The 18416-nt window shown below is 46.8% G+C and carries 15 protein-coding genes; 2 read left to right on the top strand and 13 right to left on the bottom strand.

Annotation, left to right across the window (positions count from 1 at the left end; all coding sequences use genetic code 11):
• Positions 1–18: 18 nt before the first annotated feature.
• The 5 genes from MLD56_RS05015 to MLD56_RS04995 form a co-directional block, all read right to left on the bottom strand.
• Entirely contained in the window at positions 19–612 is a 594-nt protein-coding gene (locus tag MLD56_RS05015; protein WP_013308969.1) for a TerD family protein, read from the bottom strand.
• A gap of 28 nt (positions 613–640) precedes the next feature.
• Positions 641–1087, bottom strand: coding sequence for a tellurite resistance TerB family protein (locus tag MLD56_RS05010; protein ID WP_013369616.1), 447 nt, complete (start codon positions 1085–1087; stop codon positions 641–643).
• Between the two features lie 273 nt (positions 1088–1360).
• Positions 1361–2308 (bottom strand): ATP-grasp domain-containing protein, encoded by a 948-nt coding sequence (locus tag MLD56_RS05005; RefSeq protein ID WP_029517567.1) that lies wholly within the window; start codon positions 2306–2308, stop codon positions 1361–1363.
• A gap of 58 nt (positions 2309–2366) precedes the next feature.
• Positions 2367–2915 (bottom strand): YcxB family protein, encoded by a 549-nt coding sequence (locus MLD56_RS05000; RefSeq protein WP_029517568.1) that lies wholly within the window; start codon positions 2913–2915, stop codon positions 2367–2369.
• A 306-nt stretch (positions 2916–3221) separates the two neighbouring features.
• Positions 3222–4253 carry a WXG100 family type VII secretion target gene (locus tag MLD56_RS04995; protein ID WP_029517569.1) on the bottom strand — a complete coding sequence of 344 codons (1032 nt, stop codon included), beginning with the start codon at positions 4251–4253 and terminating at the stop codon, positions 3222–3224.
• Between the two features lie 198 nt (positions 4254–4451).
• Between MLD56_RS04995 and MLD56_RS04990 the strand changes: the two genes are divergently transcribed.
• Both MLD56_RS04990 and MLD56_RS04985 read left to right on the top strand, forming a co-directional pair.
• Positions 4452–5234 carry a Cof-type HAD-IIB family hydrolase gene (locus tag MLD56_RS04990; RefSeq protein WP_029517570.1) on the top strand — a complete coding sequence of 261 codons (783 nt, stop codon included), beginning with the start codon at positions 4452–4454 and terminating at the stop codon, positions 5232–5234.
• 89 nt (positions 5235–5323) lie between these two features.
• Positions 5324–6112, top strand: a complete 789-nt coding sequence (locus tag MLD56_RS04985; protein ID WP_029517571.1) for a formate/nitrite transporter family protein — start codon at positions 5324–5326, stop codon at positions 6110–6112.
• An 86-nt stretch (positions 6113–6198) separates the two neighbouring features.
• Here the strand turns inward: MLD56_RS04985 and MLD56_RS04980 are convergent, their stop codons facing one another.
• From MLD56_RS04980 to MLD56_RS04945, 8 genes are all read right to left on the bottom strand, one after another.
• On the bottom strand, positions 6199–6444 hold the full coding sequence (locus MLD56_RS04980) for an HPr family phosphocarrier protein (protein ID WP_023987189.1): 246 nt from the start codon (positions 6442–6444) through the stop codon (positions 6199–6201).
• Between the two features lie 90 nt (positions 6445–6534).
• Positions 6535–7404 carry a DL-endopeptidase inhibitor IseA family protein gene (locus tag MLD56_RS04975; protein ID WP_241113482.1) on the bottom strand — a complete coding sequence of 290 codons (870 nt, stop codon included), beginning with the start codon at positions 7402–7404 and terminating at the stop codon, positions 6535–6537.
• A 111-nt stretch (positions 7405–7515) separates the two neighbouring features.
• Entirely contained in the window at positions 7516–7749 is a 234-nt protein-coding gene (locus MLD56_RS04970; RefSeq protein WP_029517573.1) for a hypothetical protein, read from the bottom strand.
• A gap of 175 nt (positions 7750–7924) precedes the next feature.
• Positions 7925–9790 carry a rhamnogalacturonan lyase gene (locus tag MLD56_RS04965; protein WP_428838731.1) on the bottom strand — a complete coding sequence of 622 codons (1866 nt, stop codon included), beginning with the start codon at positions 9788–9790 and terminating at the stop codon, positions 7925–7927.
• A 157-nt stretch (positions 9791–9947) separates the two neighbouring features.
• Positions 9948–10505: an SLOG family protein gene (locus MLD56_RS04960; protein WP_029517575.1), complete on the bottom strand. Its 558-nt coding sequence runs from the start codon at positions 10503–10505 to the stop codon at positions 9948–9950.
• Positions 10506–10717: 212 nt separating this feature from the next.
• Positions 10718–11059, bottom strand: coding sequence for an iron-sulfur cluster biosynthesis family protein (locus MLD56_RS04955; RefSeq protein WP_029517576.1), 342 nt, complete (start codon positions 11057–11059; stop codon positions 10718–10720).
• A gap of 255 nt (positions 11060–11314) precedes the next feature.
• Positions 11315–15367 (bottom strand): S-layer homology domain-containing protein, encoded by a 4053-nt coding sequence (locus MLD56_RS04950; protein ID WP_209950001.1) that lies wholly within the window; start codon positions 15365–15367, stop codon positions 11315–11317.
• Positions 15364–18306, bottom strand: a complete 2943-nt coding sequence (locus MLD56_RS04945; RefSeq protein WP_029517578.1) for an S-layer homology domain-containing protein — start codon at positions 18304–18306, stop codon at positions 15364–15366. The genes MLD56_RS04950 and MLD56_RS04945 overlap by 4 nt, the downstream gene beginning before the upstream one ends.
• Positions 18307–18416 lie beyond the last annotated feature (110 nt).

Here is an 18416-nt window from a genome sequence, read left to right as displayed (position 1 = left end):
TTGTATGAGTAACTAAAATTACATATAACGCTGAGCCAGCACATCAATATGTACGGCATGGGTTCCTTCACCGATTGCAGCAAACTTCCATTCGTTGTTATGACGATAGAGTTCTCCACAGACCAGTGCGGTCAGCCCTTCATAATTATCAGATAAATTAAACGTCACCAGTTCCTTGGAATTAGCACCGTCCAGAATGCGGATATACGCTTTCTCGATCATGCCGAAGTCCTGTTTCCGGTTAACGCAATCATATATATTCACAACAACAAGCACTTTGTCGACATTGGCAGGAATACGTGCCAGGTCAATCGCAATTTGTTCATCATCACCGTCGCCTTGTCCGGTCAGATTATCACCGGAATGCACGACAGAGCCGCATGGACTTTTTTTATTGTGGAAACACACTACATTGTCCGACTGAGTCAGTTTCCCGTTTGCGTCCAGCAAAATGGCAGAAGCATCACAATCAATGTTCGGTTGCTTCTTGAAGCCAAAAAATCCTTTGGACTGTACAGGGTCCCATCCCAATCCTGCTATAACCTTGGTCAGTCCTGTGTTTCCCTTGGTCAAATCAATTTTCTGGCCCTTGACCAGATTAATTACAGCCACTGATTAACACACCTCCCTTCCGTAAAATTTACAGACTAAATTCAGACGGATTCAAACCAAGCGCGCCGCAAATCTCAGCCACAATTCGCTGCTCATTGGCATCAAAGTCACCATCAGCTGCGCCAATAGCGCTACATACGCCAACGACAAGTCGGCCTACTTCTGGCTTACCCTTCAATTTACCAATCGCCTTCAGTGCTTCCTGTTTACCGATTTCAGGTGAAAACTCAAAGTTCGCTACATAGTGATTGAAACGGTTGATGACCTCACCCATATCAAACACTTTCAATTCTTCACTGATATTTATGTATCCGGCCATTTTCGTTTTCTCTTCCGGACTAATCGTACCGTCAGCAAATGCTACTAATGCACAGCCTGCAACAACAGCTTCCATAAAATCTTTATTCTTAAACTTCTTAACTTGGTCTCCAAGTCCTTTTTTAGTTGTATTCAACCAATTTTTAAATGTACTCATGTTTCCCTCCACAATTACGTATTTGGGTAAAGGTATCCTAGTTAATTTCTTCCTTTACTATAACCTGAATTACGATCTTTTTCTACAATAATATACAAAAATACGGTAAATCCGATCTATTTATTATTAGTATCCTCTCTATCTTTAGCCCTATGTTCTACAAAAAAGGCCCTCTTCTATCATCCATCATTCGCTACCCCAATTGCAAGTCTGTGAAATGTCAAAATTGATAGAAAGGCACAGCCTTCCAATTCAACAGAAGCACTGTGCCTTTTACCATAATCCACGGTTCACCACCGCTTTTTTTAAATTTGTATAGAACGCTTCAAGATCCGTGTGCTCAGGCAGTCCCGAAACTTGCCCATCTCCCAATTCTATAATAATCCATTGTCCTGCTTGTGTACGAGCAATATCCATTGTGAAAAATGGACTTTGGATTTGACGTGCAATCTGAATAAATTCATCCAGATCTGTAGGAACGGTCTCATATGCAGCCTCATCCCAGTAATTAACTGTAAAAACAGGCTCTCCGAACATGAAGAATAGACGATATTCTTTAGACAAGGGCATGCCACTTTTGGGGTGAAGGGTAAGAAATTCTAAAGGTACGAACTCCCTTAACACAACTCCTCCATTCAATTCTGTCCCCTGAAGTTCAACAAAACGACGAATCACCCGTTCCACATGCACCCGATCTGACGCATCCGGGATATAACAGGCGTCCAGCCAATCATGTTTCCGTGATTTAACGAAGTCCTTGACCATTATTGCTGTCGTTCCAAAAGGCATGACCGCCTCTCGAATATGCTCCGCATCCAATTGGTCCCGCTCCAGCCATACACTCCGAGGCGTAAAATTTTGAATTAACGAGTATGAATCGGGAAAATAGTGACAGTTGCTATAACTCTTAGCACTTGTCAGCATCCTGATTCGCTTTGCCTCCAAGGCTGCAGTCCAAGCACCATATACTTTGGGCCTTAACATCCATCCACGGTATAGCGCGTTCACGTACTCGCTTCCCTGATTAGCAACATACTCCCGCATATTCTTAGAAACAATATATGGGTTAGACCCTGATCCTTCCTGTTCATCCTCGATCAGATTATCGAAATTGACCAACCCTATATCAAAACCAAGACTCTGTGCAACCTCGCACTCTTCACGGTAATCCATATCTACACTTTTAGAATTCAGAGGATCGCTACAAAATAGAAGATACATATGAGTTCCTCCTTTTAACAAATGTATTACTCTTTAATTTTATTTACTAAAAATACAATTATTCTCTATTTAATTTGCTCATTTTGTCTATAAATTTATAATCCCATCTCTCTGATCTGATCTGGGTTATCAACAGTTCTTTGAATTGTCGGCGCTCCAGTCTACTAGAAAAAATCCGCTTGGGGACCAATATAAATTTATGATTAGGCAGCAATATATAAAAGGCAGTCAGCGTATTAATGACCCCCTTTACTTCATCCCAGTTGTAACCCGCAGAGTACGTAAAATGAAGACCCTCCTTTGAAAACTCATAATCTTTTTCAATAGGCCATTGTGGGTGATTTAGGTAGTTAGCTTTCACTTCTTTAATAGTAAAGAAAGGAATAATTACAAAAACTAAGAATGGAAAGAAGAACATCGCTATCGTATTAGGATCTACTTCATTATCTACTATAAGCTTGTATGTAGCCATAATGACCAACAGAAACTGGATTGATGCCATCAACTTAAGCCCAGTAGACTTCTGATACTTCAAACAAAAATTAAATAACATGATATCTCTCAATGTTAGCCTGTACGTGTACAGTAATGTCTCTGATTGTTGCATATCGTAACTTCTCTCCCTCCCCTCTCAAAACAACACGACTACTAATGGATGGTTTTTTCATTTACTATTTCTCCCTCTAAAACTAGTACCTTAATCTTTTTAGAATATTCAATTAAATCACCTTGGATATGTATTCTATCTATTTAATATATCGGAATTCAGAAAAAAATGGTAAACAAAAAAATCCACAGACCTCTCCAGCTAGTGAGTTTACAGTTTCCACCTGCCGCTCACCTGTTCTAGAAAAAAAGACTGTAGATTTTATGGGTACTCCTAAACACGTTATTATCGTTCACTGCTCAAGATCTAGTTATAATCCTCCCAATAGCGATACTCCATTTCATTCTCACCTTTGGTGACGATGATCATGTTCTCAATATGTCCGGTTTCTTTATTCGTTCGGTAGATCATGGTACGGGTTTCGCCCTCATCGGGTACAGAGAAAAGTACTTTGTCACTGAGCATGCCGCCACCAATGCCGACGACGTGTTCCCCCCAGCCGGAGGCTGCGCCAGTACCGATGCCCGAACCTCCCCCACTAACACCAGCCCCGCGCGACAAAATAAGACCTATTCCATATCCGGTGACGGTCTGGGCCGTTTTACCTAGAGCATGCTCTCCGGCTGATTGGGTATGCTTTTGGACCCAGTAATCGTATTTATCCGTATTTTGCTCATAACTCACAACATTCCCTTTTTTATCTATAGATATATCCGTTTTGCTTCCGTCTTTACCTGTCAGTTCGGTGACGGCGACAAGGGAATCGGATGTGATCTTGGAGGTCTCTCCTGTATTGTAATCTGTACGGGTAACGGAGTCCTCATATTGCAGCTGCAGGACATTCATCTGGTCGTGAATTTTCTGCATAACCTGCTTGTCGCCGATGGCCTCGGCGTTTTTCAGTAGTTCCTCATATTGATGATATTTAACCGCGTCTGACTGCTCCCATTCGTCTATGTTTTTGGGCTGCTTGGCAATTCCACCACCATGATCTCCAGCCTCTCCACTGCCTGCCAGCGCTGCGCTAGCGCTCATTGCCGCTGCTAGGGCTGTCCAGAAGCCACGTGTGCTTTCACCATCCGCATTTCTAAATTTCGAAGCGATGCTTTTCAGCTCAATTTCAATGGATTGAACCTTATTTAATACAGAAGATAGTGTATATTTAGCCGTACGATAGTCATTATAAAAACGATTCCTCTCCATACCATCCCACTGGTTGTGAAGGTGGTTCATTGTGCTATCCAGGCCATTTAACTGGTTATACAGTGTGCCGTGGGCATTGGCAAATTGGGAGGCCACGCTGTCCAGCTGCTCCGGTGTGACTTGGATTTTTGTCATGGTGATCACATCCCATCTATGAAATAGGAGATAGAAATTATATTTTACAGTAAGCCTTATTTCATATTGTAAGCTATAGAGGTCGGACATTCATGAGGATTTATACGTATTTGTGTATTCAGAAGCAGTTCCTTTGATATAATGAATCCATATGAGTTCATTTCGACAAATACATTATTGAAAGTCAGGTGTAGGGACATGTCAGACAAAAAAATTATCTTTTTCGATATCGACGGTACATTGCTGGACGATGACAAGAAAATGCCATTAACGGCAGAAAAGGCCGTCTTTGCTTTGAAAGAGCTGGGACATGAGGTGGCCATTGCAACAGGACGTGCGCCTTTTATGTTCAAAGATATCCGCGAGCAGTTGGAAATTGACTCCTACGTCAGCTTTAATGGGCAATATGTCGTGCTCCGCGGGGAAGTGGTCGCTACCAATCCGTTGAACAGAGAAGCCTTGCAAACGATGACCGATCTGGCCCTCACACATAATCATGCCCTTGTATATATGGATCATATGGACATGAAGGCCAATATTCCTAACGATGAGCTTGTAGAGAAATCGGTCCAAACGCTTAAGGCCAAGATTTCAGTTGGATACGATCCGCTCTATTTCCAAGGAAGAGATATTTATCAGACGCTGTTGATGTGTACAGCAGAAGAAGAGCCTTTCTATGAAACGGTATTCAAGGCGTTTGACTTTGTGCGCTGGCATCCGAGTTCTGTGGACGTTGTTCCTCATGCTGGCTCCAAAGCGAAGGGTATCCGCGAAATTACGTCCAGACTGGGCATTGCCGCTGAAAATCAATACGCCTTTGGCGATGGCTTAAATGATGTGGAGATGCTGACAGCTATACATAACAGCGTCGCGATGGGCAACGGCTGTGATGAAGCCAAAGCCGCAGCTAAAATGGTCACAAAACGCGCAGATGAAGACGGTATTTTGTACGGACTGCAAAAGCTTGGTTTGTTAAGCTAACAGAATTGCTGATAGACTGGACATGTTTCGGGAAAAATAAAGTCTGTTTAAAGACTTACATATGAGAAAATAGGGGGTTGTCCTTAAATATGGAGACGGAAGGCTTACGCAATGTCGAACAGCTAGCCATGAAGAAGTACAAAATTTACAAGCAGAGCCTACTCCGGTATTTGGCACGTTCCATGCTGGCGAGTATGTTCATCGGGTTCGGCGTTATTGTAGCCTTCAAGACGGGCAACTTTTTTTACATGGAGCATTCTCCATTCACTTATCCCATGGCGGCGCTCACATTCGGAGCGGCCATCATTCTGATCGCTTACGGCGGCGGGGATTTGTTTACAGGTAACACCTTCTATTACACTTATGCTGCGCTCCGTAAAAAGCTACGCTGGGGACAGGTGCTTCGATTATGGGCTGCCAGCTATGGCGGTAATTTGCTGGGTGCGGGGGTATTTGCACTCCTTATTTACTTGACCGGTCTGTTTGACTCCTCCAGCGTGAACAGCTTTCTACTGAGCGTGGTTGAGCATAAAATGGAAGCGCCTGCAATGCAGCTATTCTTCCGAGCTATTTTGTGTAATTGGCTGGTCTGTCTTGCCTTTTTTGTTCCCATGTTTATGAAGGAAAATGGTGCAAAGATGTTTGCCATGATGCTGTTTGTGTTCTGCTTTTTCATTTCGGGATATGAGCATAGTGTGGCTAATATGTGTACTTTCGCCATTGCGCTCGTGCTGGACCATCCGGGTACAGTTTCTGTCGCTGGCGTGATCCATAATCTCGTTCCGGTTACGCTCGGAAATCTGGTTGGCGGCGTGCTGCTTATGGGGGTTATGTACTATTCGGTGAATCTCCCGTTTTTGGACGAGAAAGAACACTAAAAAAAGAAGCCGTGGGACTGAGGTTCCACGGCTTCTTTGCGTTATTTTAGTAATAGATCATCCAGTGTTTACAAGTTTCTTGCCTTTTATCCTTCTTGAGCAGGAAAATGGATAAACTCCTCCAACTCCTTGAACAACTTCTTGGGATTAACATTGTCAGGTACAACCAGAGTTAGCGGCTCATCCAGCTTCAGCACGTACATGCCTAAAATGGATTTGGCATCTGCCATGCCGCTTTTGCCATGAATCCAGATGTCATACGTATAATTGGATACGATTTGATTGATTTTTTCAATATCCTTAACGTCTTTTACCTTGATGGGTGTCATCATTGCACAGCACTCCCCTGCGTTGAATTGGGGCTTACAAAACAAGCCTTAACATCACTTTACCCCATATGAAGCCTGTTGCAAAATCTTAATTTAGAAAATGACATGCGGCGCGGAGCTGATTTTCCAGTAGCTGCCGACCTTTTCAAAATTCACGGTGATTTTCTCATTCGCCTTCTTGGTTTGTGCCGGATAAGGCACAGTCAGCAAATAGCTGCGCTTCACCGGAGTCATGGTTACCATTTTCGCCGTAGCCCGGTTGAACTCTAACAAATTGCCACCATCTGCGTTCAACTGAGCTAATCTGCCATTAACTTCGACGAAAAATTTACCGACAAATTGCTCACTCGCCTGCTTTGTGTAGGCCTGCGTCAGATAGCTGATCAATTTGGTCTTTGTACCGATGTCCTCGGACAGATAGCGGTAGCTTTTACCGTTCAACTGGAACGACTTACCCACCGGGCTGCCACCACTGATTGCATATTGATAACGAGACTGCGCCTCCAGCACAAGCGGAACCGCACTCTCGTGGTTCAGCTTGTCCAGTTGCGTCGGTTTCACGTTGGTAGCCGCTGCTGCTGGCGCTGAAGTGGACGGCTGTTGCGGCTTAGACGGCTTCACAGTCGAAGGTACGATCGGAGCAGCCGCGGGTGCTACCGATGTAGATGGACGCTGTGCTGGTGCAGACGGAGCTACTGGTGTAGCGGCTTTGGCAGAACCTGCGGCTGCAGCCGGGGGCGAGCTTGCTGGAGCCGACGGCGCTTGCGCCGGGGCTGGAGTCGTAGCCGGTGCAGACGCTGCTGGTGCTGGCACCTGAGCCGGGGCGGATGCGGCCGGACTGGCAACGCTCGGTTGCGTCGCTTCCGCTGGAGCGGTCACAGCGGGCGCGGCAGCGGCGGCCTGTGCCACGCTCATAAGTGTGGCCGCAATGCATAGTGCTGATAGCTTCGTATTTAATTTCATACTTATATACACCTCCATAATCATATGTCTGCATAAACTGCAGACATTTCTATTATAAGAATTTCGCTTCTCGATTGGGTTGCTAAATTGTTTCTATTTGCCTTTTTTTGTTCATTCTGCACGAAGTTTGTCCGTATTTGCCGGGGACGGTTGTTCTGACTGTTTCACTTGCTTTGCCTCCATCTCTTCCAAAGATAGCGATAATTGCTTAACAGATCGGTCCAGCTCTTCTAATCTGCGACTCAAAGTGACGAGGATGTATTTTAACAGAATCAGACTTAATGCAGCAGGGAATCCAACATTAGTTACGAGCTCAATTATGCCTTCAGTCGTTAAAGAACTCACAGATTCCGCCTCCTTTTTCATACATATATTCCACCAATAAGAACTAATGTTCCCGTTTTTATAGAAAGCATACGTTATCTCTTGGGCTCTCATGACAAAAAGAGCTCCAATTCGCTTGGAGCCCTCTCTGTTTTTGTTCATTCTATTTGCTTTCAAACCACTGTCTAACGACATATCAAGGAGTATATATATTCGGCTGCTGGAGCTTGGGCATCCCTTCTCCCAGATAAAACCCGGTGTGCGGCGGCTGATTATAAGCTACGTTCTGCCAGGCAACACTCAAGCGATACACTGGATCATGCATAAGCGTGTAAAATCGATGTTCTGACTCGTATGGTGTTGTGTAGATACGCAGCGCTGAATTATCACTTTTACGCCAAATGACTTCCTCACGCCAGTCACCGAACAGATCGGCCTGCAAGGACGGCGTTCCTTTGGTTCCGTTATTGGAACTCGTTCCTGTTGCCGTAAGCAAGTTGGAAGTAGTCGAGTTCGTGTAGTTCCACTTGTCTATCTTTCCAGCGCTTGATGAGGTATGATCCAGCAGTTCACGGAGGAGATCCCCATCCCACCAGATGCCAAAATTAATGGAAGACGGTAGCGTGTTGGTGATGAGCTGTCCCTTGGCTGAACGCAACCCAATACCCGGTGCCCACTGCTCGTTCCCTTTGGTCCGCGGGTCAATGTCTGCTGACATGCCTCTTCCGGTATCCTTGCCTGTATTTACGCCCCATAAAATATTTCCATTACGCGGATCGTACATGGCAGCTCCGTAGGTGGCATTTTTGTCCTCGTTCACCTTGAACACTTCATAGCCCGAACGGTCGGGGTCCAGATCGCCAACATGAAGTGCATCTCCATGTCCCATCCCCGTGTTAGCCAGCTTCGCTCCATTATCGTCTACAACCAGCGAGCCATACACGATCTCATCCTTATCATCTCCATCCACATCTGCCACGCTCAAACTGTGGTTCCCCTGTCCAGCAGTTCCAGCATTGGTGGAGCTGTTGCTGTCAAAGGTCCAGCGTCGGCTCAGGTTACCATTCCGCCAATCATATGCGACCAGAACGGTGCGAGTGTAATACCCACGTGCCATCACTATGCTGGGTCTCACGCCATCCAGATAAGCAACCCCGGCGAGAAAACGATCTACACGGTTACCATAATTATCTCCCCAGCTCGATACCGTTCCGCGTGGTGGCACATAGTCAATGGTACTAAGAGCCTTGCCTGTATTTCCTGAGAACACGGTCAGAAACTCGGGTCCGTTCAAAATATATCCACTCGTGTTTCGATGATCAGCCGAAGCGTCCCCAATCTTTACACCTGTACCATCTACCGTGCCGTCTGCTGTTTTACATACGATCTCTGCTTTGCCGTCTCCGTCAAAATCATAGACGAGAAATTGCGTATAGTGGGCTCCAGCCCGTATGTTCCGTCCCAGGTCGATCCGCCATTTGCGCGTTCCATCCAGTTCGTAGCCATCCAAAAATACATTTCCCGTATAACCGGATTGCGAATTATCCTTGGCATTGGAAGGGTCCCATTTTAACACAATCTCATACTCGCCATCCCCATCGAGATCCCCTACGCTGGCATCATTGGCATGGTACGTGTAGCTCACATTATCCGGAGTTGTGCCTCCCGCGGGCTGCTGGATCGGAACATCCAGATAGTTGTTGTTCCATACCTTCACCGCAGGAGAAGCGGCCTGCTCTGCTCCATTGACCACGGCACGAACGGTATACGAAGATGAGGTCGAACCTGCCTTGTCCAAAAAGTTGGTTCTCGATGGTATCGGCGCATCATTCACCTTGCTTGTCCCTCTGTACAAATTAAAGCCGACCGAATCCGCTTCCGTGCCCAGCAAGCGCCAGCTCACCAGTACACCCTCAGGCACCTTAACAGCGACGGCTCCCCGGTTCAGCTTTTCCATTTGTCTCGTAGAGGCAGCAGAGACCTGGCTATCCATCGGGGTAACCACTCCACACAACATGACACCGAGACAGAGCAACGCAGTATACCGAAACCTTTTGTTCATCTGAATCATTAGCTCCTTTCATAGTTTGTATTTTCAATAAATTTATTTTATGTGACTGATAAGTTATTGTTGTTTAAATTCTATGACAGCGCTTACATCAATGTAAAGGGACGAATACGTCCTTTTTGTTCAAAAATCCGGGCTAATGCTTTAAAAATCAGAGGTCCATGAATAATCGTTCTTCATCCGCAATGCTCTGGATATCCTCCGAGCTGATGCTACTATACTGATAGCCCTCTGCCTGTTGTTTTTTCAATGCAAGTTCCTTCATAAAACGTGGGCTGCCCTCTCCGGCATCCTCATCGTAAACAAGCAATAAACCGTCTGTTTTGCGGAAAAGAAGTTCATCCCGTGCCCTAAGTTGCCATATCCCCTGATAAGGCTGGCGGCTGACTACTCCTACATAGTCAACTTCGGCACAAATCTGCTGAAAATATTCCTTTTTGTCCTCCTTCCATTTTTCGTCCATATTTTGATAAGCCATCATAATAGAGCATTTGAGGTGGGGATATTGCTGTTTTAGTGCAGTAACGACCTCACAGGCCCACAAGTCCACCCCATATTGGCCTGGGGTAATCACCCATTCCAGCCCTTCTTCAATCAGGGGAATAAGCCTGCCTGCAATCGCCTTTTTAATATATGGAATGCCTTCGTGCTTCTGACTGAAAATATTCAGCTCATGGGCACGATAGCCCGAAACGAGCAAGTTTTTCATCTTCTCAACGTCCTTCTCCGATTATCATAAAGGTTATTGTACCACTTCAGAGCAGGCCACTAAACACTTCATTTTTTGGAGGAACGAATGGAATATAACACAAAAAAAACGAACCTCTGCCATATAGGCTAAACAAGGTTCGTCTTTTGGAAACTTGGTGTAAATCAGAATTGCTTTTTTGGTGCTTAATGAATTCCTATTACCTCCGCACATCACTCCTCGGACGAGTTCGCGCGCCGATCTTGAATTCTAACATTGCTACTAAATATACCGGCATCACTACTTAGCTTGAACGACGGGTAACTAGGGTCTGCCTCAAGCCGCATTCTGCTATCGAACTGCTGTTCCTGCTGCTGATCTACCCAAAAAGAATAAGGCTCAGACTGTACTGCTTTATCAGTTGCATTGGGCGCGGTGACAACCAAAATGACGAGTACGCCATTGCATCCACAATCCTCGGTGTCATAAAACAGCTTGAACATTCCCGGTCGTCCTGAAAGGGCCATTTCTAGCCTTTCAACGGATAAGGAATCCAATTCCAAATGTATGCTCATGAGATGAATCCTCTCCTTTGTGAGTAAAGTGTGTGGAACCGTCAGCCCCAAAAAGACTAAATTTAAACTATATGTACATTATAGTCATGTTTTTGTATATGTCTATGTGACTGCACTCACTGCTATAAATGATCTCTTTTATCATTACCTCTTTGTACATAAAAAGGTGTAACCCTCCATAGTTGATGGGTTACACCTTTTTAAGAATTCATGACCTGTCTTCAAAAAACAGGCGATCGCAGACAAACATACCGTTTATGGTGTATGAATGCCGACAAATTGAAAGGTCCCTTTCGGGAACGCATTCCACTCATCTGGCTGATTATAGGCAGACGATCCATAGGATATTCCTGACTTGCGGACGAACGTTCCTCCTTGTGGAGTAAACTGTTCATGTGAATTTGGATTTCCTAATACATCCACCACTTGTCCTTGGTATTTTAAAACGTATGCAACAGTGTTAAATTCGTTCGGGTTGTAGAAATCGCCCTCATCATTGAAATACCAAGCATTCGTAATATCCATGAAATCATAGAAAATAGTGTCGATGATTATATAGGGCATGGCAGGATAAACCGGATTAATCGGTAGAGTGGTAACTTTCATTTGGTTTGTTTTCTTCATCCATTGATGAAACTCCAGTGAGTAACCGTCTGCCCGATGGGAAGGATCTCCATTCCCGTTATAATACAATTGCAAAACAATTCTTCCATCCCCGCCATCCACATATTGCGAGAAATATACAGCAGGCGCTTGCTGTGGTTCCTGTTGGACCTGAAATACGACAGCTCTTCCATCCGCTCCTACCACCCATACCAGTAAAGGTTCGGGGGAAAGGGGAATGGAGGTGCCCATAAGTTCTACAGGACCGATGAATGTCGATGATGGCGTTCCTCTATATACCAGGAATTTAGATTGTCCTGGGAAATAACTGGACAGATCCACGGTTCTGTGCGGCAAGCCGTATTTAACCCCTATCGGAGTGATCCCGCCGGAAACCAGTTCGGCATTGCGTGTATTCAACGTGTATTGCACAGAACCTCCCCGACCATCCGTGGCTGTAATGGTAACAGCGGCAAGACCGCTACCTGTTCCAGAAGCCACCGTTAAGATACTGCCATTAATTGATGCACTCACCAATGTCGGATCACTGGAGCTGACCGTAAACTGAAGCACATCTCCATCCTCATCGCTGAACAGCTGTTGCAAATCATAATCTCTTTGCTGTGTAACTCCGGGAGTCAATACCTGCTCGTTTATAGCCGCTACGACTTGAGGAGCTTGATTTAGCTGAGGCATGCTGACGGTAACCGGGAACGTCGCTCCCTCTGCACGTCCGTACTGATCATACACACTGAGTGTTACACTCGTGGTCCCTACACTTACTGGGTTTAACTGTAGTTTCTGACCATTCATATGGGCCGTAGCAATTCCTGGATCATACGTGTCTGCTGTCACTGACAGGGATGCTAGATCCCAGTTCAATAAGAACGGTGAGAGATCCAGTTCTGATGCAGCATCTCCCAATTGAAGCAACTGCTCAGGGATCGCTGTAATAACCGCATTTTCCAATAGATGAACCTGTAGGTCTGCGCTAATCTCTCCGCCTCTATCGTCTTTAGCCGTGATGGTAATCACGGTATTGCCGCTAGTCAACCCATGAATAACAAGCTGATCATTTTGAACTGTAGCATCTGCCACGGCTGGATCAGACGCACTGATCTCATAACGAATCGGGTCATGGTCCGGGTCAGCAAAGATGGTGGACAGATCCACAGTTCCGTCAGCCTTGCCTAAAATCAGATGTACAGCGTCTGGTGCACGGGTTACTACCGGGCTACTGTTAGGTATGGGCAAAACCGTTACAATCAAGGTAACTGTATCTGTTCCACCCTTGCTGTCATCTGCCGTCAAGGTAATACTTACACTCCCCGCTTGCAGCGACTGCAAAGAAAGCTGAGCTCTCATTATGGTAGTCTGCACGATGGAAGCATCCGAACTGATCGCTGTGAACACCAGTGGGTCGCCATCTGCATCCGTAAATATTGTTGAAAGATCCAGTGTCATATCCGGCTGGCCCAATGTGACGGTTAACGGCTGAGGGGCTTGTCCATGTGGAGCATGGTTAGGAGCGCCCTGAACCGTTAGCTTGAAATCAATCTGCTTTTGGCCTGTGCTGCCATCCTCTCCTTGCTGTCCGTCATTGGCAGTGACATGAACGCTCGTACTGCCCGCTCGAAGCGGACTCAGACGCAATTCATCCTCCGCAAGCACCACCGACGCTACAGCAGGATCATCAACTGTAACCTGATACGTTAAGCTTGCATTTTCCGGGTCCTGAACATAATCATTCAAATGCAGTACCGAGTCCGATTGTCCCACAGTAAGCGCCTGATCTGGTATACCTGCAGATACTGGCTGGCCATTCACGGTGATTTTGAAGGTAGACGACACCCTTTTTCCCCGTCCATCATTAGCCGATACACTGATGGATGCTTTTCCGACACTGACTGGCGTAAGCTTTAATGTATTGCCCGATACGGACGCCCGTACGATGCCGGATTGAAGAGAAGCTGCCGAAAAGGTTAAGGTATCCCCATCAGGATCGGTAAAGAATTGGCGTAAATCGTACAACTGTTCACCAGCGCCTTCTGTGACTACACGCTCTACTGAAGCATTCACGACTTCCGGTGAACGGTTAGCGCTGCTGGATGAACCAGATGAGCTTCCAGAAGATGAGGACGTACCTGTTACACTTGCCGCAGCTAGACCCGTAACAGCGTTGGAAGCTACTCCGGTACCCAGTGTGACCGCAGAAACCTGTACATTTCCACTCACATTTACCTTAGCTGCCGGGTTGCTGACTTGAATATTTTCAATACTGCCTGTCGTTTTCAATTCCAAGGCACCCGTCCCTGTGACAGTCAGCTGTTGGATTGTACTATTACCTGTCATCTCGACGGACTGGCTGCCATTTACCTGAACGGTCTGAACCGTTCCCTGAAGATTGACTTTGTTCGCCCCTTCATTAACATTCAGCTGCGGCAAGGAAGCATTCGCGCTAACCTCAATGCTTGCGCTGGATTGGACGTTCATGATCGTCGCGCTTGCGGTACCACTAAGTACAACGTGAACTTCTGGCTTTGTGACATCCATTTGCGTCAACGTTGAGCTATCAAATACAACTGTATTGTTATCTCCGCCATTAATATGGGTCTGTCCCTGCACCTGTACATCCTGTGCATAAAAATCCTGCTGTACCCGGGCATCCACCGTTAACTGCTGTTCCACATTCAAGTGCAGTACGGATGTAAAATCACCAGCGATCACCAAATCTCCGTTTAGCGTGGAGCCGTGTCCGTTCAGCACAATGTTGCCACTGAACTCCGCTTCGCCGTCACGAGCCGAAGTCCCGCTGCTGCGAAGCTCCAACCAAGTCACCTTGTCCACCGTCCGGCCTGTGGCATGGAAACGAATGCCCGCGTTGCGCAGCGCGGTCTGATTATCCGCGTGAAAAATGCCGCGCAGCGGCTCTGCCACGTCATACGCGATGCCATTGATCCGTATCTGCTTGCCGTCCATTTCCTCGAGCTGCGAAGCACGCTCCTGTGGAAACAAAGCAGATACGAGTAGGCTGGCCGCATCTACGCGGCTTACCGAGTCTTTGGCGTGTAGATTTCCGCCAAATTCACTCATCAGCCCGTTATTCAGCGCCGCCCGAATCATCGGGGCCGCCCACGGGCTGGCGTCCTTCCACGCCGTCGGCAGCGTCTGTGCCGACGGCGAGTCGGTTGTGCTAGCGGGCGTGCCCGCAGACGTCCCCGTCCCAGCGGACCTGACCAACAGCGCGACCAGTTCCTGGGCGCTGATCAGGTCATTCGGACGGAAGCGTCCGTTGGCGTCGCCCTGCATCAGCCCGGCCTTACGGGCTGCCTCTATAGCCGGGCGCCCCCAACTATCGGCGGGCACGTCCGTGAAGGAGGCAGCGCCGTCCAGGTTGCCCGTCGGAAGCTGCAATGCTTTGACCAGCAGTGCGGCTAGCTCCTGACGTGTGAGCTTCTGCCCAGGTCGGAGCGTTCCGGCGGGGTCGCCTTGGATAATCCCGAGTTCACGGGCTTTTTGCAGTTGTTCCAATTGCTGTGTTGTAAGCTGCTGTACGTCCGTCCAGGTGGCAGTATTGTTCCCTGTCGGCCCATTGGCTACGGAAGCCGCATCTATCACGGTAGCTTGCTCTGCTCCGGCAGGAAGCGAGGGGCTCAGCAGCAGCAATGCAGCTGCCAGCTGAGCGGTTAACTTCTTATTTTTCATGGTGTCATTCTCTCCCTACCGATAAAGTCACCTAAATTAACAGGGGAGTTCGTCCCCTCAACATTCCATTCGCCAGCTTGATATGGATCTGTATTACCAATGACCGTACCACTGTTCCGTCCCAAGGCCTGCCCTTGACCAATAACTGTCATATCAATGAGCACGTTGTTGTAGTACAGCTTAAGCGTAACGGGTTCCGAATTGTTATGTTGTAACTGCAGGAAGGTATAATACCAATCTTCCGATCCGAACGAACTCAAATCATTCGCAATTACAAAGGTTTGCCCAGGCATAATGACATCTCCGTCATTGGCATTTATGATAATCGGGTCTGGTTGGTCGGATCGCTCAATCCAGATTTTATTTTTCTCCAACGGTCTGTTGGTCGGATTGTACAATTCAATCGCCTGGTCCAGATAATCCGGTTCGCCTTGCCACACGACTTCGGAAATGAACAAATCTCTTTTCTCAACAATCACTGGAATCGTAAAAGATGTCGTTTCACCACGATTATCATTTGCTGTCATCGTAAGGAACGTCACACCATTACGCAACGGTTGTATGAAAAGTGTATTCCCTTCTACCTGCCCCCCTGCCACCAATGGATCAGAAGACACCACAGTATAGGTCAACGTGTCGCCATCCTCATCAGAGAACATATCATTCAGCTGCAATATTTGCTGACCATCTCCCGGGTCCAAATATTGAGGTTCAGGCACACGGGTCACTACCGGACGATGATTTACGGGTTGAGGAGCTTCAACTTGGAGCATAAATGAAGTGAAAGAAACGCCCCCACGGCCATCATTCGCCGAAATCTCAATCATCGTAATACCGGCATTATGCAGTGATACAAATGGATCTTCACCATTCTCCACCACACTGCCTACTAAAGGGTTGGAGGAAGTTATTGTATACGTCAAGGTGTCGCCATCCTGATCCATAAATAACGAACCCGGGTGCAGCATCAGCTTGTTCTGTAACACATTAGTAACTACGATAGGTAAATGAGGCAAAGCCACAGGTATGTGATTCTCAGGCTGCGGATCAGGCAAAGGCGCATTCACCATAGCAGCTAACTGAAGCGAGGCTGTGCCTCCCTTGCCGTCATGGGCTGTTATCGTCATTAGACTAGTGCCAGCTTGAAGCGGCGTAAGTATAAGCTGATCGCCTGTAACTTCTCCTGTGGCCACTTCTGGCGAAGCCGATTCCACCGTGTAGGTCAGTGCATCGCCATCCTCGTCATTAAACAAGTCAGACAGACTAATCTGCTTGCCACCTTCATTTAAGAGCAAAGGAATGTCATTTAGGCTGTTGCTCGCGACAGGACTGTGATTAATGTCCTCCTCATAAGTAGAGCTGGTCACTGTATAGTTGAAAAACACGCTCGCTTTGCCGCCTTTTCCATCCTCTGCCGTAACAAATACCTGTGTGCTTCCTACTGATTTAGGTTTTAAAGTAAGCTGTTTATTTGCCACTTCTGCTTCTGCTACATATACATCCGAAGTGACCGCATGATACGACAACTCATCCTGATCGGCATCGTAAAACACATTTTTCAAATCCACTAGCGTATCTCCGGAACCCATAATGGCATATTGATCGGAAGGAACTATAGCTGAGACAGGTACATGATTAGGTGTTGGTATTGGTGTTGGCGTTGGCGTTGGATTCGTTGTAGAACTGCCACCGCCACCACCGGATGAACTTTTTTTAGTGCTTGTTGGGGATGTATCCGAAGATGCATCCAACGTGGTATCACGTATAATTTGAGTCTCTGTTCCCCGCTCCGCAAGACGGGTCTGTACAGTCTGTATCCCATTGGCGAGACGTACCTGCGTATCGGCAAAATTCAGTTTAAGCTGCTGCCATACACCACTTCCCTGGATCTGAATAGGCTCATGCGTATCTACGATCATTTCGTTTACGTCTGCATGAATCTCTACATTTTTGGCGCCCTGCATCAAGGTTACCTGAGGTAACGTAGCTCCTTGAATTCGCACAAAATCCGCTGCAATAGCTAACTTGCCTTTAAATTCTGACCCTTTGCTATATAAAGTCACCGGATGTTGGGCCGTACCACTTTGCACAATTTGAAGCGCCGACAGATCAGCTACGTTTCGGTTCGATGCCTGATAGGTCAGGGTAGCCCCTTGAAGCGCCGGCACATTGTCCGCTCCGAACAGTTGCTTCAATTGCTGGCCGATCAAATAGGGCTTTCCATCCATATAAGCGATATCCCCGTCGATACGAGAAAGGATTCCCGTCCGTTCACCCGATTGGAACACATTCACCAGAAAGGCTGCGATATCTTGACGTTTTACCTGTACTTTAGAGTCAAACCGATTATCCGGCGTATCCATTAACCCCAGTTTGAGAGCTGCTTCTACGTTGTTTTTGGCCCATGAACTCACCTGATCCCCATCAGAAATGTCTTGAACATCTCCGCCTTGAACATGGGTTCCTCCAATCGCTCTCACCAGAATTGCTGCCAATTCCTCACGGCTCACCGCAGCATTCGGGCGGAAAGCACCTGATTCATCTCCGGTCATTAGACCTGCCGTACGCACAGCTTCTATATAAGAAGCGGCCCAACTCCCCTGCGTATCCTTAAAAGTTACTGCTTGCTCCGTAGCGTCAAGCTTAAGTGCATTAGCCAGCAAAGCTGCCATTTCCTTGCGCGTTAACGGTTGATCTGGACGGAAGGAACCATCTGGATAACCCGTGATTAGTCCTTGCTTCACAGCCTCCTGCACCGCCTGTAATGCCTGGGATGACATAGTGGATTGATCTGTAAAAGAGACTGTACTGGTTTTAGTCACAATCGCAGACGTCTCCCCTTTCGTTTCCGCATGAACAAGCTGGGGCCCCCATGCCATACCTGCCAGCAACGTCACCATCAGCACTTTTTGCCATTCTTTATTTGTTTCTTGATTCATCAGACTCTCCCCCGTAAACGGTTCATTCTTGTTATTAGTGAAAAGATCTTATCATCCGCCTCTGAACCAATTCTGAACAATATTAAAATTTTATTTTTTTCGCAGTCTGG

Origin of the sequence: Paenibacillus peoriae, from assembly GCF_022531965.1 — a bacterium.
Classification (GTDB): domain Bacteria; phylum Bacillota; class Bacilli; order Paenibacillales; family Paenibacillaceae; genus Paenibacillus; species Paenibacillus polymyxa_D.
This window is presented reverse-complemented; position numbering and strand designations above follow the sequence as displayed.

Bases quoted from the DNA above. Each gene is read 5' to 3' on its own strand.
- MLD56_RS05010 (WP_013369616.1), bottom strand. From the start codon at position 1,087: ATGAGTACATTTAAAAATTGGTTGAATACAACTAAAAAAGGACTTGGA.
- MLD56_RS05005 (WP_029517567.1), bottom strand. From the start codon at position 2,308: ATGTATCTTCTATTTTGTAGCGATCCTCTGAATTCTAAAAGTGTAGAT.
- MLD56_RS05000 (WP_029517568.1), bottom strand. From the start codon at position 2,915: ATGCAACAATCAGAGACATTACTGTACACGTACAGGCTAACATTGAGA.
- MLD56_RS04995 (WP_029517569.1), bottom strand. From the start codon at position 4,253: ATGACAAAAATCCAAGTCACACCGGAGCAGCTGGACAGCGTGGCCTCC.
- MLD56_RS04990 (WP_029517570.1), top strand. From the start codon at position 4,452: ATGTCAGACAAAAAAATTATCTTTTTCGATATCGACGGTACATTGCTG.
- MLD56_RS04985 (WP_029517571.1), top strand. From the start codon at position 5,324: ATGGAGACGGAAGGCTTACGCAATGTCGAACAGCTAGCCATGAAGAAG.
- MLD56_RS04980 (WP_023987189.1), bottom strand. From the start codon at position 6,444: ATGATGACACCCATCAAGGTAAAAGACGTTAAGGATATTGAAAAAATC.
- MLD56_RS04975 (WP_241113482.1), bottom strand. From the start codon at position 7,404: ATGAAATTAAATACGAAGCTATCAGCACTATGCATTGCGGCCACACTT.
- MLD56_RS04965 (WP_428838731.1), bottom strand. From the start codon at position 9,790: ATGAACAAAAGGTTTCGGTATACTGCGTTGCTCTGTCTCGGTGTCATG.
- MLD56_RS04960 (WP_029517575.1), bottom strand. From the start codon at position 10,505: ATGAAAAACTTGCTCGTTTCGGGCTATCGTGCCCATGAGCTGAATATT.
- MLD56_RS04955 (WP_029517576.1), bottom strand. From the start codon at position 11,059: ATGAGCATACATTTGGAATTGGATTCCTTATCCGTTGAAAGGCTAGAA.
- MLD56_RS04950 (WP_209950001.1), bottom strand. From the start codon at position 15,367: ATGAAAAATAAGAAGTTAACCGCTCAGCTGGCAGCTGCATTGCTGCTG.
- MLD56_RS04945 (WP_029517578.1), bottom strand. From the start codon at position 18,306: ATGAATCAAGAAACAAATAAAGAATGGCAAAAAGTGCTGATGGTGACG.